The following is a 21,815-nucleotide window of genomic DNA, read 5'->3' as shown; positions in this document are numbered from 1 at the left end:
GCTAGCTACGGCCGCCGGGAGGGCCGATGATCAACAGTGTCGTCAGGATCGACACCAGGCCGACGACGAAGAGGATTCCGAGCAGCACCGGACGGTTGAGCATCCAGCGCAGGAGCACGCTGACCCAGGTGCGGTCTCTCGGATCGTCGGTCGCGGTGTGGCGCCACGCCCCGTCGAGCCTGCCGCGGCGTTCCAACACGCGGTCGAAGGGGATGGTGGCGTACGGGACGATCGCGGTCGCGACCGCGGCGACGATCAGCCGCAGGCTCCAGCGCTGGTTGACGCCCACGAGCACGGCGGTCATCCCGTAGGCGATGAAGACGAGGCCGTGGGCGAAGCCCCCGATCCGCACCCAGGTGTCACCGGCCTGCGCCACGTACTTGAGCAGCATGCCGGCGATCAGGAGCGTCCAGGTCACCGCCTCGGCGATGGCGATCGTGCGGTAGAAGAGGCGAGGAGTCACGATGCATCGGTCCAGTCGGGTGAGAGAAAAAGTGCTGCGTCGATCTTCGCAGACCGCGGCCGCAGACCGCAGACGGATGCGACGTGCCACGATGAGGAGATGACCTACCTTCCGGCTGAAACCAGATACGACTCCATGCCCTACCGCCGCACCGGCCGGAGCGGTCTCACACTTCCCGCCATCTCGCTCGGCCTCTGGCAGAACTTCGGCGACACCACCGCGCGCCAGACGCAGCGGGAGATCCTGCGCCGCGCCTTCGACCTCGGGGTGACGCACTTCGACCTCGCCAACAACTACGGCCCTCCGTACGGCAGCGCCGAAACCAACTTCGGCGCCCACCTGCGACAGGATTTCTCCGCGCACCGTGACGAGCTCGTGCTCTCGACCAAGGCCGGCTACGACATGTGGCCGGGACCGTACGGCGAGTGGGGCTCCCGCAAGTCGGTGCTGGCGAGCCTGGACCAGTCCCTCGGCCGGATGGGCGTCGACTACGTCGATGTGTTCTACTCGCACCGCGCCGACCCCGACACCCCACTCGAGGAAACGATGGGCGCCCTGCACACCGCGGTCACGAGCGGGAAGGCCCTCTACGCCGGGGTGTCCTCGTATTCCCCCGAGCGCACCCGGAGGGCGGCCGAGATCCTCGCCGGCCTGGGCACACCGCTGCTCATCCACCAGCCGTCCTACTCCATGGCCAACCGCTGGGTGGAGACCGAGCTTCTCGGCACCCTCGACGAGCTCGGCGTCGGCTGCATCGCGTTCTCCCCGCTGGCCCAGGGCCTGCTCACCGACCGCTACCTGCACGGGGTCCCGGAGGGATCGCGCGCCGCCCGCCCCGGCTCGATGAGCACGAACATGATCAACGAGGAGACGCTCGGGCACATCCGGGCGCTCACGCTCATCGCGGCCGAACGCGGGCAGTCGCTTGCGCAGCTCGCGCTGGCCTGGGTGCTGCGGCGCAGCGAGGTCACCTCGGCCCTGGTCGGGGCGTCCTCCGTCGCCCAGCTGGAGACGAACCTCGCCGCCCTCGACAACCTGACCTTCGACGACGAGGAACTCGCCCGCATCGACCGGCACGCGGTCGACCTGGGCATCAACCTCTGGGCGCGGTCCTCCGCCGTCTGACCCGCCGGCGGGCACCGCACGGGGCGGGGGACGATGTCAGAACTCGGGCATGAAACTCTGCCAGACCGAACGCCGTTCCCCGCGCGGGTCCGATTCGATCCGGTCCTTCGCATCGATGATCAGGGTGAGGCGTTCGGTCTCCGTGTAGGTCGGCCAGACGTCATCCGGACGACCGGTGCAGGCGAAGCGCAGCCAGTGCCGCCGCATCCGATTTCCCGCCCCGATGAATGCGGCGCGGCCGCCGAGCATGCTCATCGCGCGCGCGACGGGAACGTCGACCTGCTCGAACAGGGCGAACAGCTCCAGTCCGTGGGTGGCGCCGATGCCGAGCAGGTGCATCAGCCGGGGTGCCATGTCGAACCGGTAGACGTAGACCGGCGTCACCCGGGAGTGCAACTCGCCGATCTGCACGCTCGGGTACCAGAACACGAAGTCCCCGCCGAAGTCGACGGCCGACCGGTTTGCCGGCAACCGGGAGTAGACCGCCCGCATGGCGTCGTGCGAGGACAGGGGGGCCTTGTCGTACACCGAGACGATCCGCCACGGCGATCGGGGGAGGATGTCCACCCGGCCCCGGAACATCGAGCCCTTCCTCTCGTTCGTGCCGATGATCAGCGGCACCCGGTGCGCCCGTCCGTGCCGGAACGCGTCGAGCGGTCGTTCGGGCAGGAAATCGCCGTCGACCACGGGCACCAGGCAGAACGTGCCCGGGTTCGCGTCCGGGGTGCGGGACTGCAGGACCACGGCCGCGTGGGCCAGGTCGGACACGGAGGCGGAGCAGAGCAGCGCGTTGGGGTCGGCCTGTTGGGCGTCCGGCGCCGAGGTGATCTTGCGCAATTCGTGCACGAATTCCGTGGCCCAGACGTCGGTGAGCGCGGTGGAGAACGCCGCGTTCGTCGGGGCGCTCTGAGCGATCGCCCGGGCAAAGAGCCCGGCGGCGCTCGGCGTCGCCATCAGCGTGATCACCGCGTTTCCCCCGGCGGACTCGCCGAACACGGTCACGTTGCGCGGATTCCCGCCGAAGGCACGGATGTTCTCCCGCACCCACCGCAGGGCGGCAACCTGGTCGCGCAGCCCGAGATTGCTCTCGAGGGGGCGCTCCGGCGTGGAGTACCGGCTGAAGTCCAGGTATCCGAGCGCGCCGAGCCGGTAGTTGAAGCTCACGTAGACCACCCGGCCGCTGCGCACGAAGCGCTCGCCGCGCCCGGCGAACTCCCGGGATGAGCCCACGCTGTAGCCGCCGCCGTGGATGAACACCATCACCGGCCTGCCCAGGCTCGTGCGGGAGGGTGCGGCCGGCCGCAGCACGTTGATGGTCAGGCAGTCCTCGCCGGAGGGCACCTTCGGCCCGGCACCCTTGAACTGGCCCTTGTACGGTTGCGGCGCGATCCGGCCGAAGGTCGACGCGTCCCGGATGCCGTCCCACGCCACGACGGGCTGGGGCGCACGAAACCGGTAGTCACCGACCGGCGGCGCCGCATAGGGGATCCCACGCCAGGCGAGCATGCCGTCCTCCTGCACGCCGCGCACGATGCCGCCGGTGACCCGCACGGTCAGGCGACTCGGCACCGTGACCGGTGCGTCGTGGGTCAGGATCGCGCTCACGCCGTGCTCCCCTTCTGTGATCCTTCCCGGGTGACCGGGTCATTCGCTACCGATATTCCGGGTTGGGCCGGAAGCCGAATCGTTCACCCTTGTCCCAGTCCTGGCGCAGGTTGCCGTAGGCGGGGATCCCGCCGTTGGCCTTGAGGATCGCGGCCAGGTGCATGAGGTTCCAGGTCATGAAGGTCGTATTGCGATTGGTGAAGTCGTTCTCCGGTCCGCCAGAGCCCGGATCGAGGTAGCTCGGCCCCGGCCCGATCGCGCCGATCCAGCCGGAGTCGGCCGCGGGCGGGATCGTGTAGCCGATGTGCTGCAGGCTGTAGAGGATATTCGAGGAGCAGTGTTTCACGCCGTCCTCGTTGCCGGTGATGATCGCGCCGCCGACCTTGCCGTAGTAGACGTACTGCCCCTTGTCGTTGAACTCTCCGCTCATCGCATAGAGCCGTTCGATGACCCGCTTGGTGACGGAGCCGTTGTCGCCGAGCCAGATCGGCCCGCCGATCACCAGGATGTCCGAGCTGCGCACCTTGTCGAAAAGGGCGGGCCAGGCATCCGTCTTCCAGCCGTGCTTCGTCATATCGGGGTAGACGCCCGTGGCGATCTCGTGGTCGATCGCCCTGATCGTCTCCACGTAGACGCCCTGCTCGTGCATGATCGCCGCGCTCAGGTTCATCAGGCCCTGGGTGTTGCTGACCTCCGGACTGCGCTTGAGGGTGCAGTTGATGAACAAGGCGCGCAGGCCCGAATACTCGAAGGATGCCTGGGTGTTGCGGGTCGGAGTCATGGCGCCAGTTTTGCACCGGCGAACGGCTACAGCTAGGGGCTGTTGACCGTCGCAAACCTTTGCCCGGTCGGTGTCGCCGGAGCTAAACTCTGATGTGACTCCTCGCCAGCGCCGTGTTCTGATCGTCGCCATCCTGGCGTCCTTCGTTGCCTTCCTCGACGGCTCGATCATCAACGTGGCGTTGCCGGCCATCGCCCGGGAATTCGCCGGCGACCTGGCGTTGCAGCAGTGGGTGGTTGACGGCTACCTGCTCTCCCTCGGCGCGCTGATCCTTGTGGCCGGCTCCCTCTCCGACACCTACGGCAGGGTGCGAGTGCTCCGGGCGGGCCTGATCTGGTTCGGGATCACATCGCTGGCCTGCGCCGTTGCGCCATTGGGTTCCCTGCTGGTCGTCGCCCGCATTCTCCAGGGCGTTGCGGCCGCGCTGCTCGTGCCGAGCTCCCTTGCCCTGATCACCTCCACATTCTCCGGCCCGGCGCAAGGCAGGGCCATCGGTGCGTGGACCGGCTGGACCGGCATTGCCGGCATCATGGGGCCGGTGCTGGGCGGCGTGCTCGTCGACACGATCGGCTGGCGCTTCGTTTTCGGGATCAATGTGCTGCCCATCCTGGTCACCCTGGTGGTGCTGGCCCGGATCGACGAGCCGGCGCGCGTGGGTCCGGCCGCCCGGATCGACGTGATCGGTGCCTGTCTGGCCGTGGTCGGCCTGGGTGCTCCCGTCTTCGCGCTGATCGAGCAGGGGCGGCTGGGCTGGGGAAGCCCGGTGGTCTACCTGCCCCTCGTGGTCGGCGTGTGCGCGCTCGCCGCGTTCCTCTGGTGGGAGGCGCGAGCGCCGCAACCGATGATGCCGCTCGGTCTGTTCCGGGTGCGCAATTTCTGGGTCGGCAACATCGCCACGGTCGGCATCTACGCGGCCCTCAGCCTGGGCTTCTTCATCTTCGCCGTCTACCTGCAGCAGGTGGGCGGCCTTTCCGCCACGGCGACGGGTCTTGCGGGCATTCCGGCCACTCTCATGCTGCTCTTCTTCGCCACCCTGTTCGGCACCCTCGCCGGACGCTACGGCCCGCGCTTGTTCATGACCATCGGCCCGCTCGTTGCCGGGGCGGGTTTCCTGCTGCTCCTGGCCGCCGTGCCGCCGATCAACGTGTGGTCGCAGGTCGTGCCGGCCATCGTCGTGATCGGCCTGGGCCTGGCGATCACCGTGGCGCCGTTGACCGCCGCAGTGCTCGGGTCGATCCATGCGGATCAGGCCGGCATCGGATCGGCGATCAACAACGCCGTGGCCCGGGTTGCCGGTCTCATCGCGGTGGCCCTGGCCGGCACGATCATCGGCGATCAGCTCGACGTCGCCGGCTTCCAACGGGTGATGGTCGTCGTCGCGGCGCTGATGTTCGCGGGCGGGATCGTGTCCTGGCTGGGCATCCGCACGCCGGTCGCAGCCTCCGCCGGACGAGACCTCCCGGAAAAACTGTTATAGTTTCTAAGTTGTCTTCGAGCGTCAAGTTCGAACGGCATCTGGCGCTCGTAGCTCAACGGATAGAGCATCTGACTACGGATCAGAAGGTTGGGGGTTCGAATCCCTTCGGGCGCACAGTACAAAAAACCTAAAAAGCGGCTCACTCAGGTGGGCCGCTTTTTTATGTCTCCGCGGCACACCGAGCGGCCCTCTTTCGCTGGCGACCATCGAGCTGGACCATCTCCCCGTGTCCCAGGCTGCATCGACGCGGAGCGGGCCTCGGCAACCGGGGTCGTGCCGGGCGCCTGCCCTCGGGAGACGATCAGTGCGCCGGCACGGCGATTCGGGTCGACCTGGCCGAGTCGCGCCGCACGCTCGTATGGTCGCAGCCGGAGCATTTCAAGACGTAGAGCGGAACGCTCAGGCGGTCGGTGTGGGCCGGGTTCGGCGTCAGCCGGGCCGGCGAATGGCAGAACGGGCAGGTAATTCTCATCGTGGTGCGGACCTCCTCGGTCGGCACGCGGCGTTCACAAGCGGCGTGTACTCCCGACGGTAACTCTCGCCGCTGGAGCGCAGTACCCCCTAGACCGGCGCGCGGATCTGTGCATTCCGTCGCCGAGAGGCCGCGCCCGGCCGCGCCCGACCCTCCCCGGCAGCGTGGGGCGCTCGTTCACGGACCGGATCAGACCGGACCGGATCAGACCGTTTCGGCGTGCTCGATCACGAAGTCCGACCCGGGGTAGACGACGCTCTCGTGGCCCTCGCCGAACCGAACCCGGTACGGCGGTTCACCGTTCTCTCCCCGCACCTCGATGATCTCGCCGTGCCGATCCGGTGTCTCCACCGTGCGGCCTCGAATGACGATTCGGTCTCCTGGGCGTGCGCGCATGAGACTCACCTCCTGAGGGTTACGTTACGCCGACCGGCACCGCCTGCACAGGGCCGGTTCGTGGCGCTTTCAGGCGCGCTCTGGCTTTTGGTCGGCGCAGGGGGACCCTGCACGCAGGCGGTCGCAGAGCGCCGTCAGCTCGGCCAGTTCCGGATTGGACAGGGCGTCACCCATCCGTCCCGTGATCGTGTCCATGTGCTGGATCGCAACCCGGCGGAACACCTCGTAGCCCTCGTTCGTGAGTTCGACGATGGCGCCGCGCCCGTCGGTCGGGTCGGTGTGCTTGTGCAGATACCCCCGCGCGGCCAGCCGGTCGACCAGTCGACTCACGCTCGGCTGGGTGAGCAGCACCTGCTCGTTGAGTTCGCGCAGGCGGATGCTCCGGTCCGGTTCCCGCGACAGGGTGAACATGACGTCGTACTCGTTGAAGGAGATGCCCTGGGCCGGGAAGTCCGCGGCCAGGCTGCGCATGATGGCCACCTGGGCGCGGAAGAGGGATTCCCAGGCGCCCACGGCCGCTGCTCGATCGCTCACCGTGCCTCCAAAGTCGTGTTCCCCCAGAATAGGGACTCGATCATCGGAGCGCCGAATTCCCTCATAGGGAACTCGCAGGAAAATAGCAGACGAATAACTAGCGCTCCGTTACCGGTTCGTTATATATTCGTTGTGCGTCAACCGTTTGCTGTGGCGGAAGACGCGAAATGTGATTGCAGGACACTCTTGGTGCAAGGGAAGAGGGTCGGTCGTTAGCCTCTACGACCGGCCCTCAATCACGTTCAAGCGCCTGGCGGGCTAGAAGAGGTCGGGGCTCGGGGTGCTCGACTGGTGGATCGACACGTCGGCGTGCCGGTCGAACCGGTAGCCGACGCCGCGAACCGTGCGCACGATGTCCTCGTAGCGGCCCAGCTTGGCGCGCAGGCGACGCACGTGCACGTCGATCGTGCGCTCGTTCGGCGCGTCGTCCTCGTCGGCGGCGTTCCAGAGCGAGGAGATCAGTTCGGCTCGCTCTATGGTGCGCCCCTCGCGCAGTACGAGGTACTGCAGCAGCTCGAATTCCTTGTAGGTGAGCGCCGCGGACTCGCTGTCGAGGATGACGCGCTTGCGGGAGATGTCAACGATGACGCCGCCCGGCGCCCGGTCGAGGTCTTCGGTCTCGGTGCGGTGCCTGGCCAGCGCGGCCGGGTCCTGCAGGGCCAGACGCACGACGTCGACGTCGCGTCCGCCGGCGCCGGCAGGGGCGAGGGCGACGGCGGCGTGAGTCTCGGCATCCGGGGCCAGCTCGTTGGTCAGGGCCTTGAGCGCTTCAACGATCCGGCCGAGGCTGGTGCCGGCCGCAGCCGCCTTCGCCTCGTCGATGCCGACGTAGAGAACGAAGCCGCGGGCCTGGGTGCCGTCCGGCACGGCACGGATGCGGGGAGCGGCGGGTGCCTGGACGGCGTGCTCGAGGCGGGCGGCCTGGGCCGAGCGGGCGGTGTCAATGTGTGCAAGCGACATGGCAGGAATCCTTGGGGTGATGATGCGGGGGAACCATCGCGAAACGCGATTCACGGTTCGATGAGGCGTGGCCGGCGTGGCCCGGAGCGAAGTCAGGGAAGAGCGGGAGTTCAACCGGGCGCTGGTGCAGCGGCGGGAACTCGGCGAGGGGTCGCGGTCAGCGGGACATTCGGCAACACGAGGAGCAGCTGCCGGGCATCATCATGCCGGCAGTCCCGGGAGCCTCGATGGAGGTCAGGGGGCGTGCGCTCGTTGTCATAGTTGCGAGTAAAGCCCAGTGTTACGGTGCGTGTCAATTCTGTGACCCCGGGTGACGCGGCGTGACGCGCACCACGTTCGCCGAGATCGGGGTGGATCGGAGGATCCGTGATCGATCAAGAATCCATCAAGGATTCCTCGATGAAGGTGGCCTTCATCAAAGATTCGTGAAGTGCAGGACCCGCGGCGTGTTCTTCGTCGCAGGTCCTGCGGCCCGAGGGGGTTGGGGGTTAGACCAGCCCATAGAGGCGGTCGCCGGCGTCGCCGAGGCCGGGCACGATGTAGCCGTGCTCGTCCAGCCGCTCGTCGACCGCGCCGAGCACGATGGTGACCTCGCGGCCGGCCATGGCCTTCTCCACGGCGGCGAGCCCCTCAGGGGCGGCGAGGATACAGATTGCCGTGACGTCGACGGCGCCGCGGTCGAAGAGGAACTGAATTGCGGCGATCAGGGACCCGCCGGTGGCGAGCATCGGGTCCAGCACGAAGCACTGGCGGTCGGACAGGTCGTCGGGCAGACGCTCGGCATAGGTCGTCGGCTCGAGGGTTTCCTCGTTGCGTGCCATGCCCAGGAAGCCGACCTCGGCGGTCGGCAGGAGCTTGACCATGCCCTCGAGCATGCCGAGACCGGCGCGCAGGATGGGCACGACGAGCGGCTTGGGGTCGCTGATCTGCACGCCGGTGGCCTGGGCCACCGGGGTCTGCACGGTGACGGCCTCGACGCGTACTCCGCGGGTTCCCTCGTAGGCCAGGAGCGTCATCAGCTCCTCGACCAGGGAACGGAAGAGCGGCGACGGAGTGCGCTTGTCCCGGAGAACCGTGAGTTTGTGGGTGATCAGGGGGTGGTCGGCTACGTGGACTCGCATAGGCTCAATCTACTAGTCGGGGGAGGCATCCGGATGGGCGAGCGGGATCGTCGGCACCATGAGTGGATGCTGCTTGCCCTCGCGGAGGCCCGCGCGGCGCTGACGACCGGTGATGTCCCGGTCGGCGCGGTGGTGCTCGACGAGAGCGGCACGGTGATCGGCCGCGGCCGCAACGAGCGCGAACTCCACCAGGACCCGACCGGCCACGCGGAGATCGTCGCCATCCGCGAGGCCGCCGCGTTCCTCGGCGACTGGCACCTGACCGGCTGCACCCTCGTGGTGACCCTCGAGCCGTGCGTGATGTGCGCCGGCGCGATCGTGGCCGCGCGCGTCCCCGTGGTCGTCTTCGGGGCCTGGGATGAGAAGGCCGGAGCGTCCGGGTCGGTCTACGACGTTTTGCGGGACCGCAGGCTCAACCATCGCGTCGAGGTCTTCGCCGAGGTGGATGCCGCGGAGTGCGGCACCCTGCTCACGGACTTCTTCAGCGATCCAGGCCGTCGAGCCATTCGCTGAACATGGCCCGGGAGGCCTCCTGCATGCCCTCCGAGTAGCGTTCCCGCTCGAGGCGGAGGTCCGCCGGGACGTAGCCTTCGTCTGCGACCTCGGCCTCGGAGGCGGTCAACCAGACCTCGTGCATCGCGTCGGTGACCTCGGGATGAAACTGAACGGCCAGGGCCCAGTTCTCGATCGAGAACGCCTCGTTGCCGTACTGCGGCGACCCGGCGAGGCGGGTGACGCCGTCGGGGAGGTCGAAGGTGTCGCTGTGCCATTGGAACACCGGCACCCCGGCAATGTGCCGCACCGGGGACTGGGCTCCGGCCTCGGTCGGCTCGACGGTGCGGTAACCGATCTCGTTCGTCGGGCCTCGGTACACCCGCGAGCCGAGGGCGTTCGCCATCAGCTGGGCACCCAGGCAGACCCCGAAGACCGGCTGCCGGGCGGCGAGCCGTGATTCGAGCAGGGTGATCTCGTCGCGCAGGGCCGGGAACCGGTCGGCCTCGTAGACGCCCATGTCTCCGCCGAGCACGACCAGAAGGTCGGCGGCATTCGGGTCGAGGGCGCCCAGGTCCTCCCGCATGGTGTCGACATACCGCACCAGGTAGCCGTGCTCGAGGAGCACGGGCTCGAGATTGCCGAGGTGGATCGTGTCGTCGTGGCGCAGAACCAGGGCGACCCGGCTCACTCGCTGCCCTTGATGACGATCGCGTCGGTGGGCAGCGGCCGATGACTCGGGTCGCGGTAGACATCCGGTTCGATGTAGATCGTGCGGGCGATCGGCACGGCCTCCCTGATCCGGGCCTCGACGGCGTTGATCGCCGCGGCGACGTCCGAGAACCGGGTCTCGGCGTCGAAGCCGATCTTGGCGGCGACGAGCAGCTCGTCGGGGCCGAGGTACAGGGTCTTCAGGTGGATGATGCGGCGGGTCTCGGGGCCGGTGAGGATGGCACGTTCGATCTTCGAGGCATCCTTTCGCCCGGCGCCCTCGCCGACCAGGAGGCTCTTGGTTTCGATGCCGAGCACGATCGCGACGAGCACGAGCAGAACGCCGATGAAGAGGGTGCCGATCGCATCCCAGACCGGGTCGCCCGTGATGATGGTGAGCCCGACGCCGAGGAACGCGAAGACCAGGCCGGCGAGGGCGGCGACGTCTTCGAGCAGCACGACGGGCAGCTCAGGCGACTTGGAGTGCCGCACGAACTGCACCCAGGTCTCCTCACCGCGCACGAGGTTCGATTCCCTCATCGCCGTGCGCAGGGAGAACGATTCGAGTCCCATGGCCACCAGGAGCACCAGGATCGGCAGCCACGCCGTTTCGAGCGGGTGAGGGTTCTGCAGCTTGTTGATGCCCTCGTAGAGCGAGAACACTCCGCCGATGGAGAAGAGGATGATCGACACGACGAACGCGTAGACGTACCGCTCCCGGCCGTAGCCGAACGGATGCTCCTTGTCGGCGTCCCTGCGCGCCTTGCGCCCGCCGAGTAGCAGCAGCAACTGGTTGCCCGAGTCGGCCAGCGAGTGCACGCCCTCGGCGAGCATCGAGGAGGAGCCGGAGAACGCCCAGGCGATGAGCTTCGTGACGGCGATGCCGAGGTTGGCCGCCAGGGCGGCCACAATTGCTTTATTCCCGCCGGATGCACTCATGCAGCAATCTTAGAACGCCGCGGGAACCGGATGCGCAGATCGTCACACGGTGTGCGGGCAGACGGGCGAAACTAGACTCCCTCCATGACTACGACTGCTTCCACCACCCTTCCCGCCATCGCCTTCCTGGGCGCCGGATCGATGGCCAGGGCCGTCCTGACCGGTCTGCTGAACCCGAACGTGACCGTCGAGGGCGGCATCCGGGCGACCAACCGAACCGCGGTGAAGGCCGCCGAACTGGGCGGTATCGACGGGGTGACCGCGTTCGCGACGGCAGACGACGCCGACGCGAACCTCAAGGCCGTGACCGGAGCGAGGATCGTGATCGTGGCCGTCAAGCCGGCCATGGTTCCCGATCTGCTTGCCGAGATCGCTTCCAGCCTCGAACCCGGCACGCTCGTCGTGAGCGTCGCGGCCGGCGTCACGATCGCGACCTTCGAAGCGCTGCTGCCCGAGTCGGTGTCCGTCATCCGGTCGATGCCGAACACGCCGGCGCTCGTCGGCAAGGCAGTCACCGGGCTGAGCGCGGGTACCCGCTCCAGCGCCACCGACCTCGACCTCGCGACCAGCCTGTTCGGCACCGTGGGCGACGTGCTCGTCGTGCCGGAGAGCAAACTCGACGCCCTCAGCACCATCTCCGGCTCCGGCCCGGCCTATGTCTTCTACCTGATCGAGCAGCTCACCGCCACCGCGGTAGCCAAGGGATTCACCCCGGAGGAGGCTGCCGTGATGGTCAACGGCACCTTCCTTGGCGCCTGCACGCTGCTCGCGGGTTCCGACAAGTCCCCGACCGAACTCCGCCGCCAGGTCACCAGCCCGAGCGGCACGACCGAGCGCGCGGTCTGGGAACTCGAAAAGGGCGGTCTCAAGGAACTCTTCGACCGGGCGACGGATGCTGCACTCGCCCGCGCCCGCGAACTCGCCGGCAACTAGCACCTCCCGCGCCGTCGGTCCGGTGAGTCGCGGACAAAGCACCTCCGCCAAGCCCCGGAAGGTGTTTTGTCCGCCACTCAACGCTGGCGGGAGCCGCCATTGTGGCGAGGCGGCGGGGCGGGCTCAGGAATCGAGTGCGGCGAACCGTTCGATGTCGATCTCGGTGCCGGACACGATGATCAGGTCCTGGTCGGTGACCACGGTCTTCTCGGTCGCGTAGGTGAACGGACGACCGGGGCTCTTCACTCCGACGACCGTGACGTTGTACTTGCGGCGCAGACCCGACTCGGTCAGGTTGAGCCCGCGGATCGGCTTCGGCGGGATCATCTTGACCAGGGCGAAGTCATCGTCGAACTCGATGAAGTCGAGCATGCTCCCGGACACGAGGTGGGCGAGGCGCTCACCGGCCTGAGCCTCCGGATAGACGACGTGGTTGGCGCCGATCCGCTCGAGGATCGTGCCGTGGGACTTGGAGATCGCCTTCGCCCAAATCTGTGGAATCCCGAGGTCGACCAGGTTGGCCACGATCAGCACGCTCGCCTCGATGGAGGAACCGACGGCGCAGACCGCGATGGAGAAATCCTGGGCCCCGATCTGGCGCAGGGCGTCGATCGAGCGGGCATCCGCCTGGACCGCGTGGGTGACACGCTCGGACCATTTCTGCACCAGCGCCTCGCTGTCCTCGACAGCGAGCACGTCGCGTCCCAACCGGTCCAGCTGGCCGGCCGTTGCGGCGCCGAATCGGCCCAGGCCGATCACGAGCACGGGGGAGTCGTGTTTGAATCGCTCAGCCAACGATGGGTCTCTCTTCCGGCCGCTTGAACAGTTGCCTGCTCTGGCTCGCGGCGAGTGCCGCCGCGAGAGTCACTGTACCAACGCGGCCCATGAACATCGTCGCCGCCAACACGTACACTCCCGCGGGCGGCAGGTCGGCGGTGAGTCCGGTCGAGAGTCCGCAGGTGGCGAACGCCGAGATCACATCGAAGAGAACCAGGGCGAACGGTTCCTTGGAGATTTGCAGGATGAGGATGCTCGCCACCGCGACGGTCGTCGCGCCCCAGAGCACCACGCTCACGGCCAGACGCAGGATATCGCTGGGAATGCGGCGCCCGAACACCTCCATCTCGGTGCGGCCGCTCGCCTCAGCGAAGGCGGCGAGGAACAGGATGGCCAGGGTGGTCACCTTGATGCCGCCGGCCGTCGACGCGGAGCCACCGCCGATGAACATGAGCATGTCGGTGACGAGCAGGCTCGACCCGTGCAGCTCGCTGATGTCGATCGTGGCGAAACCGCCGGATCTGGCCATCACCGACAGGAACATCGACTGGAAGATCGTGTCGCCGGCGCCGAGCGAGCCGAAGGTCTTCGGGTTGTCGAACTCGAGCAGCATGTAGACGATCGCGCCGGCGATGAGCAGGGCGATGGTGGTGAACAGCGTGAGCTTGACGTGCACGGACCAGCGCCGTGGCGTGCGCCAGCCGCGGGACAGGGCGTAGATGACCGGGAACCCCAGACTGCCGAGGAAGACGCCGAGCATCAGGGCGCCGAGGAACCAGCCGTCCGTCGCGAATGCGTCGAGACCGCCGACATTGGGGTTGAAGCCGGTGTTGGTGAAGGCCATGGCCGCGTAGTACACGCTGTGCCACAGGGCCTCGCCCACGGCGGCGCCCGTCGCCAGGATCCTCGGGAAGAGGAGCGCGCCCACGACCAGCTCGATCACCAGCGAGCTGATGGCGACCGTCAAGAGCAGGTTTCCCACTTCGCCCAGGCGAACGGTCTGACCCTCGTTCACCGGCCCGGCGTGAATTCGCGAGGGATTGGTGTCACTCGCCGCCATCAGCTTGGCGCGCAGGCCCAACCGCCGGGAGATGACCATTCCCATCAGTGAGGCCAGGGTCAACACGCCGACACCGCCGATGTTCACGCCGATCACGACGAGGGTGTTGCCGAATGCCGACCAGTGCGTGGCCATGTCCACCGTGGTCAGACCCGTCACGCAGATCACCGACACCGCGGTGAACAGGGCGTCATGCAGGGGCGTCAGCGTGCGCGCCGCGGATGCGATCGGCAGGGAGAACAACAGCGTGAAGACGAGGATCAGGCCGGTGAAGACGAGGATCGCGAAGCGGGACGGCGACCGGCGGACAAGACCATCGACCGAATCGCGCACGCCCACGTACCAGGGGACATTTCGTCTGCCGAATGACCCCCGGGGCTGGTTTGTTCGCATGAATCCTCCGGGCTGATCGGGGCCGACGCCCCGTCGCCATGGTATCCCCCACCGGGAATGACTAGCCTTGGGGCATGGCAGACATCTTCGGCGTGGTGGCGGACTCGACCCGACGCGAAATCTTACGCATTCTCCTTGAGCGATACAACCAGTCGAACACGGCTGGCGGCGAGCTCAGCGTGTCTGACATCGTCGACAAACTGGGGCTGAGCCAGCCAACCGTCTCCAAGCACCTCAAGGTGCTGCGCGAGGCCGGTCTGGTCGGCGTGCGCGAGGCTGGACAGCACCGTTACTACCACCTGGACTATGCGCCCCTGGAGGAGATCGAGGACTGGCTGATCCCGTTCCTCAGCGTCGATTTCGATGCCTCAGCCGACGAGATCGCCGCGGAGACCGAGGGCCTCAAGCAAGAGCAGCGGGCGTTCGCCGCGGCCATCGGAAAGGCCTTCGCCGACACGTCATTTCAGATGGCGCATGCCGTGAAGGATGCCAAGCCGCGGATCTGGCGCAAAAACGACTAGACGCTCGTTCGACCTTGCCTCTAATGTTTTCATTTAGCACTTGAGTCACATCCGTCTCAGGTGTTTCATAGATCGCAAGGAGGCACCCGAATGCCACAGGATCTGTCTGATGTTCGCTTTTTAACGGTCGCCGAAGTGGCGGAGATGATGCGCGTCTCCAAGATGACCGTCTACCGACTCGTGCACTCCGGGGAACTGCCGGCGATCCGGTTCGGCCGGTCGTTCCGGGTGCCGGAGGCGGCCGTTTCCGCGGTGATTCAGCGTCCGATCGCGGACACCGCGTAAGAGTCCATACTTTTTCCGGTAGAATGGTGTTTTCGTGTCGGCCGCGAGTCTCGCGGCGAAACCAAATCTTGTGAGGTCCGTGTGGGTTCTGTAATTAAGAAGCGACGCAAGCGTATGGCGAAGAAGAAGCACCGCAAGCTGCTTCGGAAGACTCGTCACCAGCGTCGCAATAAGAAGTAAGACGGTTCTGAACCGTCTGTTCTGAACCGTCAGGTTCGGAACGTTCCATGGGCGCAAGCGCTAGGTCTTCCGGATCTAGCGCTTTTTGCTTGCCCGCGCTGCCGCCGTGATGCTGCCCCGCTTGAGGAGCATGATCGGCCAGTGCCGCGCCGTCGCGTAGCGGCGGAGCGTCGCATCCGGATTCACGACCACGGGGTTACCCACGAGGTCGAGCAGCGGAATGTCGTTGTGTGAATCGGAGTAGGCCCAGCAGTCCGCCAGGTCGGCTTCGCTCCGGGTGGCCTGCCTTCTGGCGGCCGCCGCCTTCTGGTCGCCATGGCAGACGCCGTCGATCAGTCGACCCGTGAAGACTCCCTCGACGGTCTCCAACACCGTTCCGAGGGCGCCGGTGAACCCGAGCCGCTCGGCGATGACGTCGGCGACCTCCTGGGCCGTGGCTGTGACCAGCCAGACCTCGCGCCCTGCCTCGAGGTGGGTCCGGGCGACCGCGACGGTCTCCGGCCAGAGCAGGCGGATGAGCCGCGCGTCGAAGACCTCCCGACTGAGGTCGACGAGGTCGGCTCGGTTGTGGCCGACGACGACCTCGAGTGCCCGCTCCCGCACGCTCGCCAGGTGCACCTTGTTCTCGCCCACCGCGATGAACCGCGCCTGCTTCCACGCGAACGAGCCGATGTCGCGCCCGGTGACCATGCGGCGGCGCCAGGCGCCGACGCCGAGGTGGTACAGGCTCGCGCCGCGGATGAGGGTATTGTCCACATCGAAGAATGCGATCGAGCGGGCGGCGTTGGCTTCAGACATCTGCGCCTGAGTCTAGTTGCGCGGGCACCGGCCGAGCCAGCATAGGCTGGAGTAATGGCCACCGCACTCCTCACCCTGATCGGCAAGCCCGGATGTCACCTCTGCGACGACGCGCGGGAGCTGGTCGACAGCGTCATCACGAAGCTCGCCGACAACCCCGCGGCACCGGCGATCGTGCTCGAGGAACGATCGATCCTCGAAGACGCCGAGTTGAACGCCCTGTACGTCGAGGACATCCCCGTGCTGCTGATCAACGGCAAGGTGCACAACTACTGGCGGATTGACCCGCTGCGGCTGCGCACGGCGCTCCTGGCCGTGCGATGAGTATCCGGCACGTCGTGTCATGGCGGCTCAGCGCGACCGACCCGGCCGAGAAGGCCGCGGCCGCGGCCGGGATCGCGTCGCGGCTCGAAGCCCTCGTCGGGGTCGTGGCGGAGATCCGTGCGCTGCGCGTGGGCGCGGATGTGCTGGGCGGGGACAATTGGGACGTCGTTTTGATCGCCGACTTCGACGACCTGGCCGCGGTCTCCCGCTACCAGGTGCACCCGTCGCACCAGGCGGCGGGCACCTTCATCCGGTCGGTCGTCTCCGACCGGATGGCCGTGGACATCCTCGTCCCGTAACCGCGACTCGGGCTCGGTCTCGACGAGCTCGACCACCGGTGGCCGGGACCCGCGGTGGTCGACCCTGTCGAGACCCGAGCCTGTCGAGACCCGACCCGCCGCTTACGGCTCGAGCCGCGACGGGCCGCGGAACAGGAACGTGACCTCGCGAATGCTGGTCTGGTGCAGCATCAACATGAGCACCCGGGCCAGGCCCATTCCGAACCCGCCGTGGGCCGGCACGCCGTAACGGAAGAAGTCGAGGTAGCCGCCGAGCTCCTCCGGGTCGAGGCCCTTCTCCTTGGCCTGCTCGACGAGAACGTCGATGCGGTGCTCGCGCTGCGCGCCCGTGGAGATCTCCGTGCCGTTGAAGATGAGGTCGTAGCTGTTGGTGACGCTCGCGTCGCCCTCGGGACGCATGTGGTAGAACGGGCGGATGCTGGCGGCGTAGTCGGTGAGGAAGACGAATTCGTGCCCGTAGGTCTCGGCCACGTAGGCGGCGATCTGGCGCTCACCCTCGGGGTCCATGTCGTCGTCATCGCGCGGCACCTCGTAGCCGCGGCTCTTGACGATCTCCTTGGCCTCGGCCAGGGGGATGCGCGGGAACGGCTGGCTCGGCACGGTCACCTCGACACCGAACAGGGCGAGCACCTCGTCGCCGTGCTTGGCCTTGACCGCCGCGAACCCGGCGACGAGCAGCTCCTCGTGCAGCTGCATGACGTCCTCGTGACTGTCGATCCAGCTGATTTCGGCGTCGACACTGGTGAACTCGGTGGCGTGGCGGCTGGTGAACGACGGGTCGGCCCGGAACGCGGGTCCGACCTCGAAGACCTTGCCGAAGCCCGCGGACTGCGCCATCTGCTTGAAGAACTGGGGGCTCTGCGCCAGGTACGCCTTGGTTTCGAAGTAGTCCACCTCGAACAGCTCGGCGCGGGATTCGCTCGCGCTGGCCATGAGCTTCGGGGTGTGCAGCTCGACGAAGTCGTGCTCGACCCAGTAGGTGCGGAGCGCGTGCTCGAACGTCGTCTGGATGCGGAAGATGAGGTTCTGCTTCGGCTGACGCAGGTCGAGGAAACGCCAGTCCATCCGTTTGTCCAGGCTGGAGTCGGCCGCGATCGGGGTCTCCGGAATCGCGACGGTGACGAGCTCCATCGTGGCCAGCTTGATCTCGATGCCGCCCAGCTTCACCCGCTCATCGTGCTTGAGCTCGCCGGTCACGGTGACGAAGCTGCCCTGGGAGAGAGCCGAGATGGTGGTGGCCGGCTCGTCGGCGACGACGACGCCGTCGGCATCCGTGTTGCGGGGATTCACCAGCTGCACCGCACCGGACTCATCCCGGAGCACGACGAACTGCACCTTTTTCTGGTCGCGGACGGTATCAACCCATCCGGACACCGTAACGGTGCCGTTCTCGAGGGCGGCCAGGTTCTTGATCAGTATGCGCGCAGTCACTTTGCGAGTTTAGCGGCTCGCTCTCGGCGAATTCGCGGGCAGGCCCTCCGTAGACTGTTCTTGTGGCAGCCACTCAGGTACATCTTGTCCGTCACGGTGAGGTGTTCAACCCAGAACGCGTTCTTTATGGACGGCTTCCCGGTTTCGGGCTCTCCGACCTCGGTCTGTCGATGGCGGAGGCGGCGGCAGCCGACCTGGTCGCCCGGGCCCGCCCCGTCTCGCGCATCATCGCCTCGCCACTTCAGCGCACCCGCGAATCCGCCGCACCGATCGCCGCGGCCCTCGGCCTGCCCGTCGACATCGAACCGCGCCTGATCGAACCGGCCAACTTCTTCGAGGGCAAACGACTGCGCGGCCCGGATGGCGCCCTCCGCGACCCCCGCAACTGGATGGCCCTGGCCAATCCCTTCCGGCCCAGCTGGGGCGAGCCGTTCCGCTCCATCGCGGAACGGATGCTCGCCGCGATCGACGACGCGTACCACTCCGTCGACGGCGGCGACGTCATCCTGGTCAGCCACCAGCTGCCGATCTGGATGGTGCACCGCGCGGTCGGCGGCGAACGCCTCGCCCACGACCCGCGCAAACGCCGGTGCGACCTCTCGAGCATCACGACCTTGGCCTGGCGCGGAGACGCCCCCGTCGAGGTCGGCTACGCGAACCCGGCCGCTCATCTGCAGGCCGGCGCCACCGACGTGGGGGCGGTATGAGGCGCCGACGGCTCGCGGTCCTCGCCGGGACCGTGCTGGTCGCCACACTGCTCGCCGGCTGCAGCACCGACCAGCTCGCCGCCCAGTACCGCGAGGGCAGCAACAAGGGTTACATCGCCGGCGACGGAAGCGTGACCGAAATCGCGGCCGAGGAACGCGGCGTCCCGGTTGTCTGGTCAGGTACCACGGGGAGTGGGAAGGTTCTTTCCAGTGCCGACTACACGGGTCAGGTCGTCGTGGTGAACTTCTGGTACGCCAGCTGCGCGCCATGCCGGGCGGAGGCACCCGCGCTACGCCAGCTGAGCGAGGACTTCACCGGCAAGGGCGCCGTCTGGCTGGGGGTCAATGTGCGCGACCAGGCGGCGAACGCCAACGCGTTCGAAAACAGTTACGGCATCACCTATCCGTCGGTGATGGATGTCGACACCGGGGCCATGCAGCTCGCCTTCAGCGGCAGCATCCCGCCCAACGCCGTGCCCACGACACTGGTGCTCGACAAGTCCGGGCGGGTCGCCGCACGGATCCTGGGCGCGCTGACGTCGCAGTCGATCCTGCGCACCATCGTCTCCGATACGATCGCCGAGCGGCCTTAGGCGTGGGCAATCCGTTCGGTGAGATCGTCTTCAGCGGCCAGCTTCTGTTTGCCATCCCGATTGCCGTGCTCGCCGGCCTCGTCTCATTCGCCTCGCCGTGCATACTGCCGCTCGTGCCCGGTTACCTGGCCTACATCGGCGGCTTCACCGACGGTCGCTCGACCGCCCGCCGCGGCGACCGGCGTGGACAGAGTCGGCTGCTGGTGGGCGTGGGCCTGTTTGTGCTGGGTTTCACGGTCGTCTTCGTGCTCACCGGTGTCGTCTTCGGCTTCGCCGGTTTCTGGCTCAACCAGTACCGCGACCTGGTCACCCGGATTGCCGGGGTCGTCGTCATCCTCTTGGGTCTGGTGTTCGTCGGCCAGTTCAGGTTCGCGCAGCGCAGTGTCAAGTCATCGTGGCGTCCCCGGATGGGCCTCGCCGGGGCGCCCCTGCTGGGAGCCGTCTTCGCCGTCGGCTGGACGCCGTGCACCGGGCCCACGCTGACCGCGATCAATTCGCTCAGCCTGACCACGGGGTCACCCTGGCTGGGCGGCCTGCTCGCGTTGTTCTACGCGCTCGGGCTCGGCATCCCGTTCCTGCTGATCGCGCTCGGCCTCAACTGGATGACCGGTGCCGTCTCGTTCCTGAAACGGCACGTCCGCGTGATCAACCTGTTGGGAGGCGTGCTCCTCATTCTCATCGGTACGCTCATGGTGACCGGGGTCTGGAATGTCTGGCTCCTCGACCTGCAAGGAGTGATCGGCAGCTTTGTCACGCCCATCTGACCATTACGATTCCCCGGCACCGCACAGCGATGGCGCCATCACCCAGCCGACCCTCGGCCTGGTCGGCTGGCTGCGCTGGGTCTGGCGTCAGCTGACGAATATGCGTACGGCGCTCTTCCTCCTGCTGCTGCTCGCCGTAGCCGCCGTACCGGGTTCCCTGGTGCCGCAGCGCAGCTCCGACCCGAACGGGGTCACCCAGTACTTCACGGACAACCCCGACCTGGCCCCGGCGCTCGACAAGATCCAGGCCTTCGACGTGTACTCCTCCGCCTGGTTCTCGGCGATCTACCTCCTGCTGTTCATCTCCCTGATCGGCTGCGTCATCCCGCGCACGAAGCACCACTACCTGGCGCTGCGGGCCCGGCCTCCGCGCACCCCGGCCCGCCTGGCCCGCCTGGCCGGCTTCACGACGCGCACCGTCCCGGCCGGCACGGATGCCGCCGCCGCGGTGGACTCCGCCCGCGGGCTACTCAAGGCCGGCGGTTACCGGGTTGCCCTCTACGACACCGGCCGGGAGTTTTCGGTCTCGGCCGAACGCGGCTACCTGCGCGAGACCGGCAACCTGCTCTTCCACTTCGCCCTCGTCGGCATCCTGATCACGGTCGGATTCGGCAGCGGATTCGGGTTCAGCGGGCAGCGGGTACTCGTCGAGGGCCAGACCTTCGTGAACACCCTCCTCGCCTACGACTCGTTCAATCCCGGCCGCTTCTTCAACGACGAGAGCCTCGACCCGTACAAGCTCACCCTCAACGACTTCTCCGTCACCTATGAGACCCAGAACCTCAAGGCCTACGGCCAGCCGATCGACTTCACGGCCGGGGTGAGCGTCACCCGCCGGGGGCAGGCCGCCGAGCCGGCCGAGGTCAAGGTCAACGGGCCGATACGCACGGGCGGCACCGATGTGTACCTGCTCGGAAACGGCTACGCCCCGACGGTCACGGTGAAGAACCCGGCCGGAGTGGTCGTCTTCACTGACGCCGTGCCCTTCCTGCCCCAGGACGCCAACCTCACCTCCCTCGGGGTGATCAAGGTCCCCGACGGTTTGGCGAAACAACTCGGAATGATCGGCTTCTTCTACCCGACCCAGGCGGAGGCCACCACGGGCGCGTTCTATTCCACGTTCCCCGACCTGCAGTACCCGCTGCTCACGCTCAATGTCTATGCCGGCGACCTCGGTCTCGATGCGGGCGTGCCGACCTCGGTCTACTCCCTCGACACCGACAAGATGACCCAGCTCACCGGAGGCAAGACCGGCGCGAAATCGATCGAGCTGAAACCCGGAGAGACGCAGCAGCTGCCGAACGGTCTCGGCTCGGTCACCTTCGATGACGCGCACCCCGGGGCGAAGACCGGTGATTTCTCCGGTTCGGTGCTCCGGTTCGCCTCGTTCGACATCCACCACGATCCCACCCAGGTCTGGGTGCTCTCGTTCGCCGTGCTCGCCCTGCTCGGCCTGCTGACCAGCCTGTTCGTGCCGCGGCGCCGGGTCTGGGTGAAGGCCACCGAGGAGGCGGACGGTTCGCTCCGACTGGAGTACGCCGGGCTGGCGCGCGGAGAAGACCCCGCGCTCGAGTCGGTCGTGTCCGCCCTGGCCGACAAGCATTCGGACCTGCTCATATCCTCCCAATTGGCCGCTCCGGCGCCCGAACACACTTAGGCTGACACAGTGAATCT

Annotated in this window: 26 protein-coding genes and 1 tRNA gene; 14 read left to right on the top strand and 13 right to left on the bottom strand. The window is 67.3% G+C overall.

Translation table 11 applies throughout. The annotated features are described in order from the left end of the window. Position 1: 1 nt before the first annotated feature. Positions 2–463, bottom strand: a complete 462-nt coding sequence (locus QMG61_RS07050; RefSeq protein ID WP_283493623.1) for a DUF3817 domain-containing protein — start codon at positions 461–463, stop codon at positions 2–4. 99 nt (positions 464–562) lie between these two features. On the opposite strand from QMG61_RS07050, the gene mgrA reads away from it, so the two are divergent. Continuing rightward, positions 563–1,588 carry an L-glyceraldehyde 3-phosphate reductase gene (gene mgrA / locus QMG61_RS07045; protein WP_283493622.1) on the top strand — a complete coding sequence of 342 codons (1,026 nt, stop codon included), beginning with the start codon at positions 563–565 and terminating at the stop codon, positions 1,586–1,588. Between the two features lie 36 nt (positions 1,589–1,624). Here the strand turns inward: mgrA and QMG61_RS07040 are convergent, their stop codons facing one another. Continuing rightward, positions 1,625–3,193: a carboxylesterase/lipase family protein gene (locus tag QMG61_RS07040; protein WP_283493621.1), complete on the bottom strand. Its 1,569-nt coding sequence runs from the start codon at positions 3,191–3,193 to the stop codon at positions 1,625–1,627. A 46-nt stretch (positions 3,194–3,239) separates the two neighbouring features. Continuing rightward, a complete protein-coding gene (locus QMG61_RS07035; RefSeq protein WP_283493620.1) occupies positions 3,240–3,974 on the bottom strand; it encodes a flavodoxin family protein in 735 nt (244 codons plus the stop codon). Between the two features lie 94 nt (positions 3,975–4,068). Here QMG61_RS07035 and QMG61_RS07030 point away from each other — a divergent pair, with 94 nt between their 5' ends. Both QMG61_RS07030 and QMG61_RS07025 read left to right on the top strand, forming a co-directional pair. Next, a complete protein-coding gene (locus tag QMG61_RS07030; protein WP_283493619.1) occupies positions 4,069–5,451 on the top strand; it encodes an MFS transporter in 1,383 nt (460 codons plus the stop codon). A gap of 41 nt (positions 5,452–5,492) precedes the next feature. Beyond that, positions 5,493–5,565: transfer RNA gene (locus tag QMG61_RS07025), tRNA-Arg, on the top strand. 562 nt (positions 5,566–6,127) lie between these two features. On the opposite strand, the gene QMG61_RS07020 is transcribed toward QMG61_RS07025, so the two are convergent. The 4 genes from QMG61_RS07020 to upp all read right to left on the bottom strand — a co-directional run bounded on the left by QMG61_RS07020 (position 6,128) and on the right by upp (position 8,934). Continuing rightward, complete coding sequence (locus QMG61_RS07020) at positions 6,128–6,319, bottom strand: DUF1918 domain-containing protein (protein WP_283493618.1); 192 nt, start codon at positions 6,317–6,319, stop codon at positions 6,128–6,130. A gap of 69 nt (positions 6,320–6,388) precedes the next feature. After that, the gene (locus QMG61_RS07015) at positions 6,389–6,853 is read right to left on the bottom strand and encodes a MarR family winged helix-turn-helix transcriptional regulator (protein ID WP_283493617.1); all 465 of its coding nucleotides are present in this window, start codon (positions 6,851–6,853) and stop codon (positions 6,389–6,391) included. Between the two features lie 258 nt (positions 6,854–7,111). Further along, the gene (locus QMG61_RS07010; RefSeq protein WP_283493616.1) at positions 7,112–7,813 is read right to left on the bottom strand and encodes a winged helix-turn-helix domain-containing protein; all 702 of its coding nucleotides are present in this window, start codon (positions 7,811–7,813) and stop codon (positions 7,112–7,114) included. A 488-nt stretch (positions 7,814–8,301) separates the two neighbouring features. Further along, positions 8,302–8,934, bottom strand: a complete 633-nt coding sequence (upp, locus tag QMG61_RS07005; protein WP_283493615.1) for a uracil phosphoribosyltransferase — start codon at positions 8,932–8,934, stop codon at positions 8,302–8,304. Positions 8,935–8,967: 33 nt separating this feature from the next. Between upp and tadA the strand changes: the two genes are divergently transcribed. Then, entirely contained in the window at positions 8,968–9,447 is a 480-nt protein-coding gene (tadA, locus tag QMG61_RS07000; protein ID WP_283493614.1) for a tRNA adenosine(34) deaminase TadA, read from the top strand. On the opposite strand, the gene QMG61_RS06995 is transcribed toward tadA, so the two are convergent. Together QMG61_RS06995 and QMG61_RS06990 are read right to left on the bottom strand one after the other, a co-directional pair. Beyond that, entirely contained in the window at positions 9,416–10,117 is a 702-nt protein-coding gene (locus QMG61_RS06995) for a glutamine amidotransferase (protein ID WP_283493613.1), read from the bottom strand. The genes tadA and QMG61_RS06995 overlap by 32 nt on opposite strands. After that, positions 10,114–11,076: a cation diffusion facilitator family transporter gene (locus QMG61_RS06990; protein WP_283493612.1), complete on the bottom strand. Its 963-nt coding sequence runs from the start codon at positions 11,074–11,076 to the stop codon at positions 10,114–10,116. The genes QMG61_RS06995 and QMG61_RS06990 overlap by 4 nt, the downstream gene beginning before the upstream one ends. An 84-nt stretch (positions 11,077–11,160) precedes the next feature. Between QMG61_RS06990 and proC the strand changes: the two genes are divergently transcribed. Beyond that, entirely contained in the window at positions 11,161–12,009 is an 849-nt protein-coding gene (proC, locus tag QMG61_RS06985) for a pyrroline-5-carboxylate reductase (protein ID WP_283493611.1), read from the top strand. A gap of 123 nt (positions 12,010–12,132) precedes the next feature. Here proC and QMG61_RS06980 read toward each other — a convergent pair whose 3' ends face one another. After that, complete coding sequence (locus QMG61_RS06980; protein ID WP_283493610.1) at positions 12,133–12,804, bottom strand: potassium channel family protein; 672 nt, start codon at positions 12,802–12,804, stop codon at positions 12,133–12,135. Beyond that, positions 12,797–14,239 carry a TrkH family potassium uptake protein gene (locus QMG61_RS06975; protein ID WP_283493609.1) on the bottom strand — a complete coding sequence of 481 codons (1,443 nt, stop codon included), beginning with the start codon at positions 14,237–14,239 and terminating at the stop codon, positions 12,797–12,799. The genes QMG61_RS06980 and QMG61_RS06975 overlap by 8 nt, the downstream gene beginning before the upstream one ends. A gap of 74 nt (positions 14,240–14,313) precedes the next feature. Between QMG61_RS06975 and QMG61_RS06970 the strand changes: the two genes are divergently transcribed. The 3 genes from QMG61_RS06970 (at position 14,314) to QMG61_RS06960 (ending at position 15,225) form a co-directional block, all read left to right on the top strand. After that, positions 14,314–14,760 (top strand): ArsR/SmtB family transcription factor, encoded by a 447-nt coding sequence (locus tag QMG61_RS06970; protein WP_283493608.1) that lies wholly within the window; start codon positions 14,314–14,316, stop codon positions 14,758–14,760. Positions 14,761–14,850: 90 nt separating this feature from the next. After that, positions 14,851–15,045, top strand: a complete 195-nt coding sequence (locus QMG61_RS06965; RefSeq protein ID WP_283493607.1) for a helix-turn-helix domain-containing protein — start codon at positions 14,851–14,853, stop codon at positions 15,043–15,045. An 81-nt stretch (positions 15,046–15,126) separates the two neighbouring features. Continuing rightward, a complete protein-coding gene (locus QMG61_RS06960) occupies positions 15,127–15,225 on the top strand; it encodes a 30S ribosomal protein bS22 (RefSeq protein WP_003792170.1) in 99 nt (32 codons plus the stop codon). A gap of 75 nt (positions 15,226–15,300) precedes the next feature. Here QMG61_RS06960 and QMG61_RS06955 read toward each other — a convergent pair whose 3' ends face one another. After that, positions 15,301–16,023 carry an HAD family hydrolase gene (locus QMG61_RS06955; protein WP_283493606.1) on the bottom strand — a complete coding sequence of 241 codons (723 nt, stop codon included), beginning with the start codon at positions 16,021–16,023 and terminating at the stop codon, positions 15,301–15,303. A 54-nt stretch (positions 16,024–16,077) separates the two neighbouring features. On the opposite strand from QMG61_RS06955, the gene QMG61_RS06950 reads away from it, so the two are divergent. Together QMG61_RS06950 and QMG61_RS06945 are read left to right on the top strand one after the other, a co-directional pair. After that, positions 16,078–16,347 carry a glutaredoxin family protein gene (locus tag QMG61_RS06950; protein ID WP_283493605.1) on the top strand — a complete coding sequence of 90 codons (270 nt, stop codon included), beginning with the start codon at positions 16,078–16,080 and terminating at the stop codon, positions 16,345–16,347. Then, positions 16,344–16,646: a Dabb family protein gene (locus tag QMG61_RS06945; protein WP_283493604.1), complete on the top strand. Its 303-nt coding sequence runs from the start codon at positions 16,344–16,346 to the stop codon at positions 16,644–16,646. The genes QMG61_RS06950 and QMG61_RS06945 overlap by 4 nt, the downstream gene beginning before the upstream one ends. Before the next feature lie 102 nt (positions 16,647–16,748). Here the strand turns inward: QMG61_RS06945 and aspS are convergent, their stop codons facing one another. Then, positions 16,749–18,062: an aspartate--tRNA(Asn) ligase gene (gene aspS / locus QMG61_RS06940; protein WP_502847016.1), complete on the bottom strand. Its 1,314-nt coding sequence runs from the start codon at positions 18,060–18,062 to the stop codon at positions 16,749–16,751. 77 nt (positions 18,063–18,139) lie between these two features. On the opposite strand from aspS, the gene QMG61_RS06935 reads away from it, so the two are divergent. Genes QMG61_RS06935 through resB form a run of 4 tightly spaced genes read left to right on the top strand, consistent with a single transcriptional unit; the run spans position 18,140 to position 21,798 of the window. After that, on the top strand, positions 18,140–18,784 hold the full coding sequence (locus QMG61_RS06935; protein WP_283493602.1) for a histidine phosphatase family protein: 645 nt from the start codon (positions 18,140–18,142) through the stop codon (positions 18,782–18,784). After that, on the top strand, positions 18,781–19,377 hold the full coding sequence (locus QMG61_RS06930; RefSeq protein ID WP_283493601.1) for a TlpA family protein disulfide reductase: 597 nt from the start codon (positions 18,781–18,783) through the stop codon (positions 19,375–19,377). The genes QMG61_RS06935 and QMG61_RS06930 overlap by 4 nt, the downstream gene beginning before the upstream one ends. Positions 19,378–19,379: 2 nt before the next feature. Then, complete coding sequence (locus QMG61_RS06925; RefSeq protein ID WP_283493600.1) at positions 19,380–20,141, top strand: cytochrome c biogenesis CcdA family protein; 762 nt, start codon at positions 19,380–19,382, stop codon at positions 20,139–20,141. Continuing rightward, on the top strand, positions 20,125–21,798 hold the full coding sequence (gene resB / locus QMG61_RS06920; protein ID WP_283493599.1) for a cytochrome c biogenesis protein ResB: 1,674 nt from the start codon (positions 20,125–20,127) through the stop codon (positions 21,796–21,798). Before QMG61_RS06925 ends, resB begins: the two co-directional genes overlap by 17 nt. Positions 21,799–21,815 lie beyond the last annotated feature (17 nt).

This window comes from Cryobacterium sp. PH31-AA6 (genome assembly GCF_030063195.1).
GTDB lineage: Bacteria > Actinomycetota > Actinomycetes > Actinomycetales > Microbacteriaceae > Cryobacterium.
The sequence above is the reverse complement of the archived record's forward strand: the minus strand, read 5'-3'. Positions and strand labels throughout refer to the sequence as shown.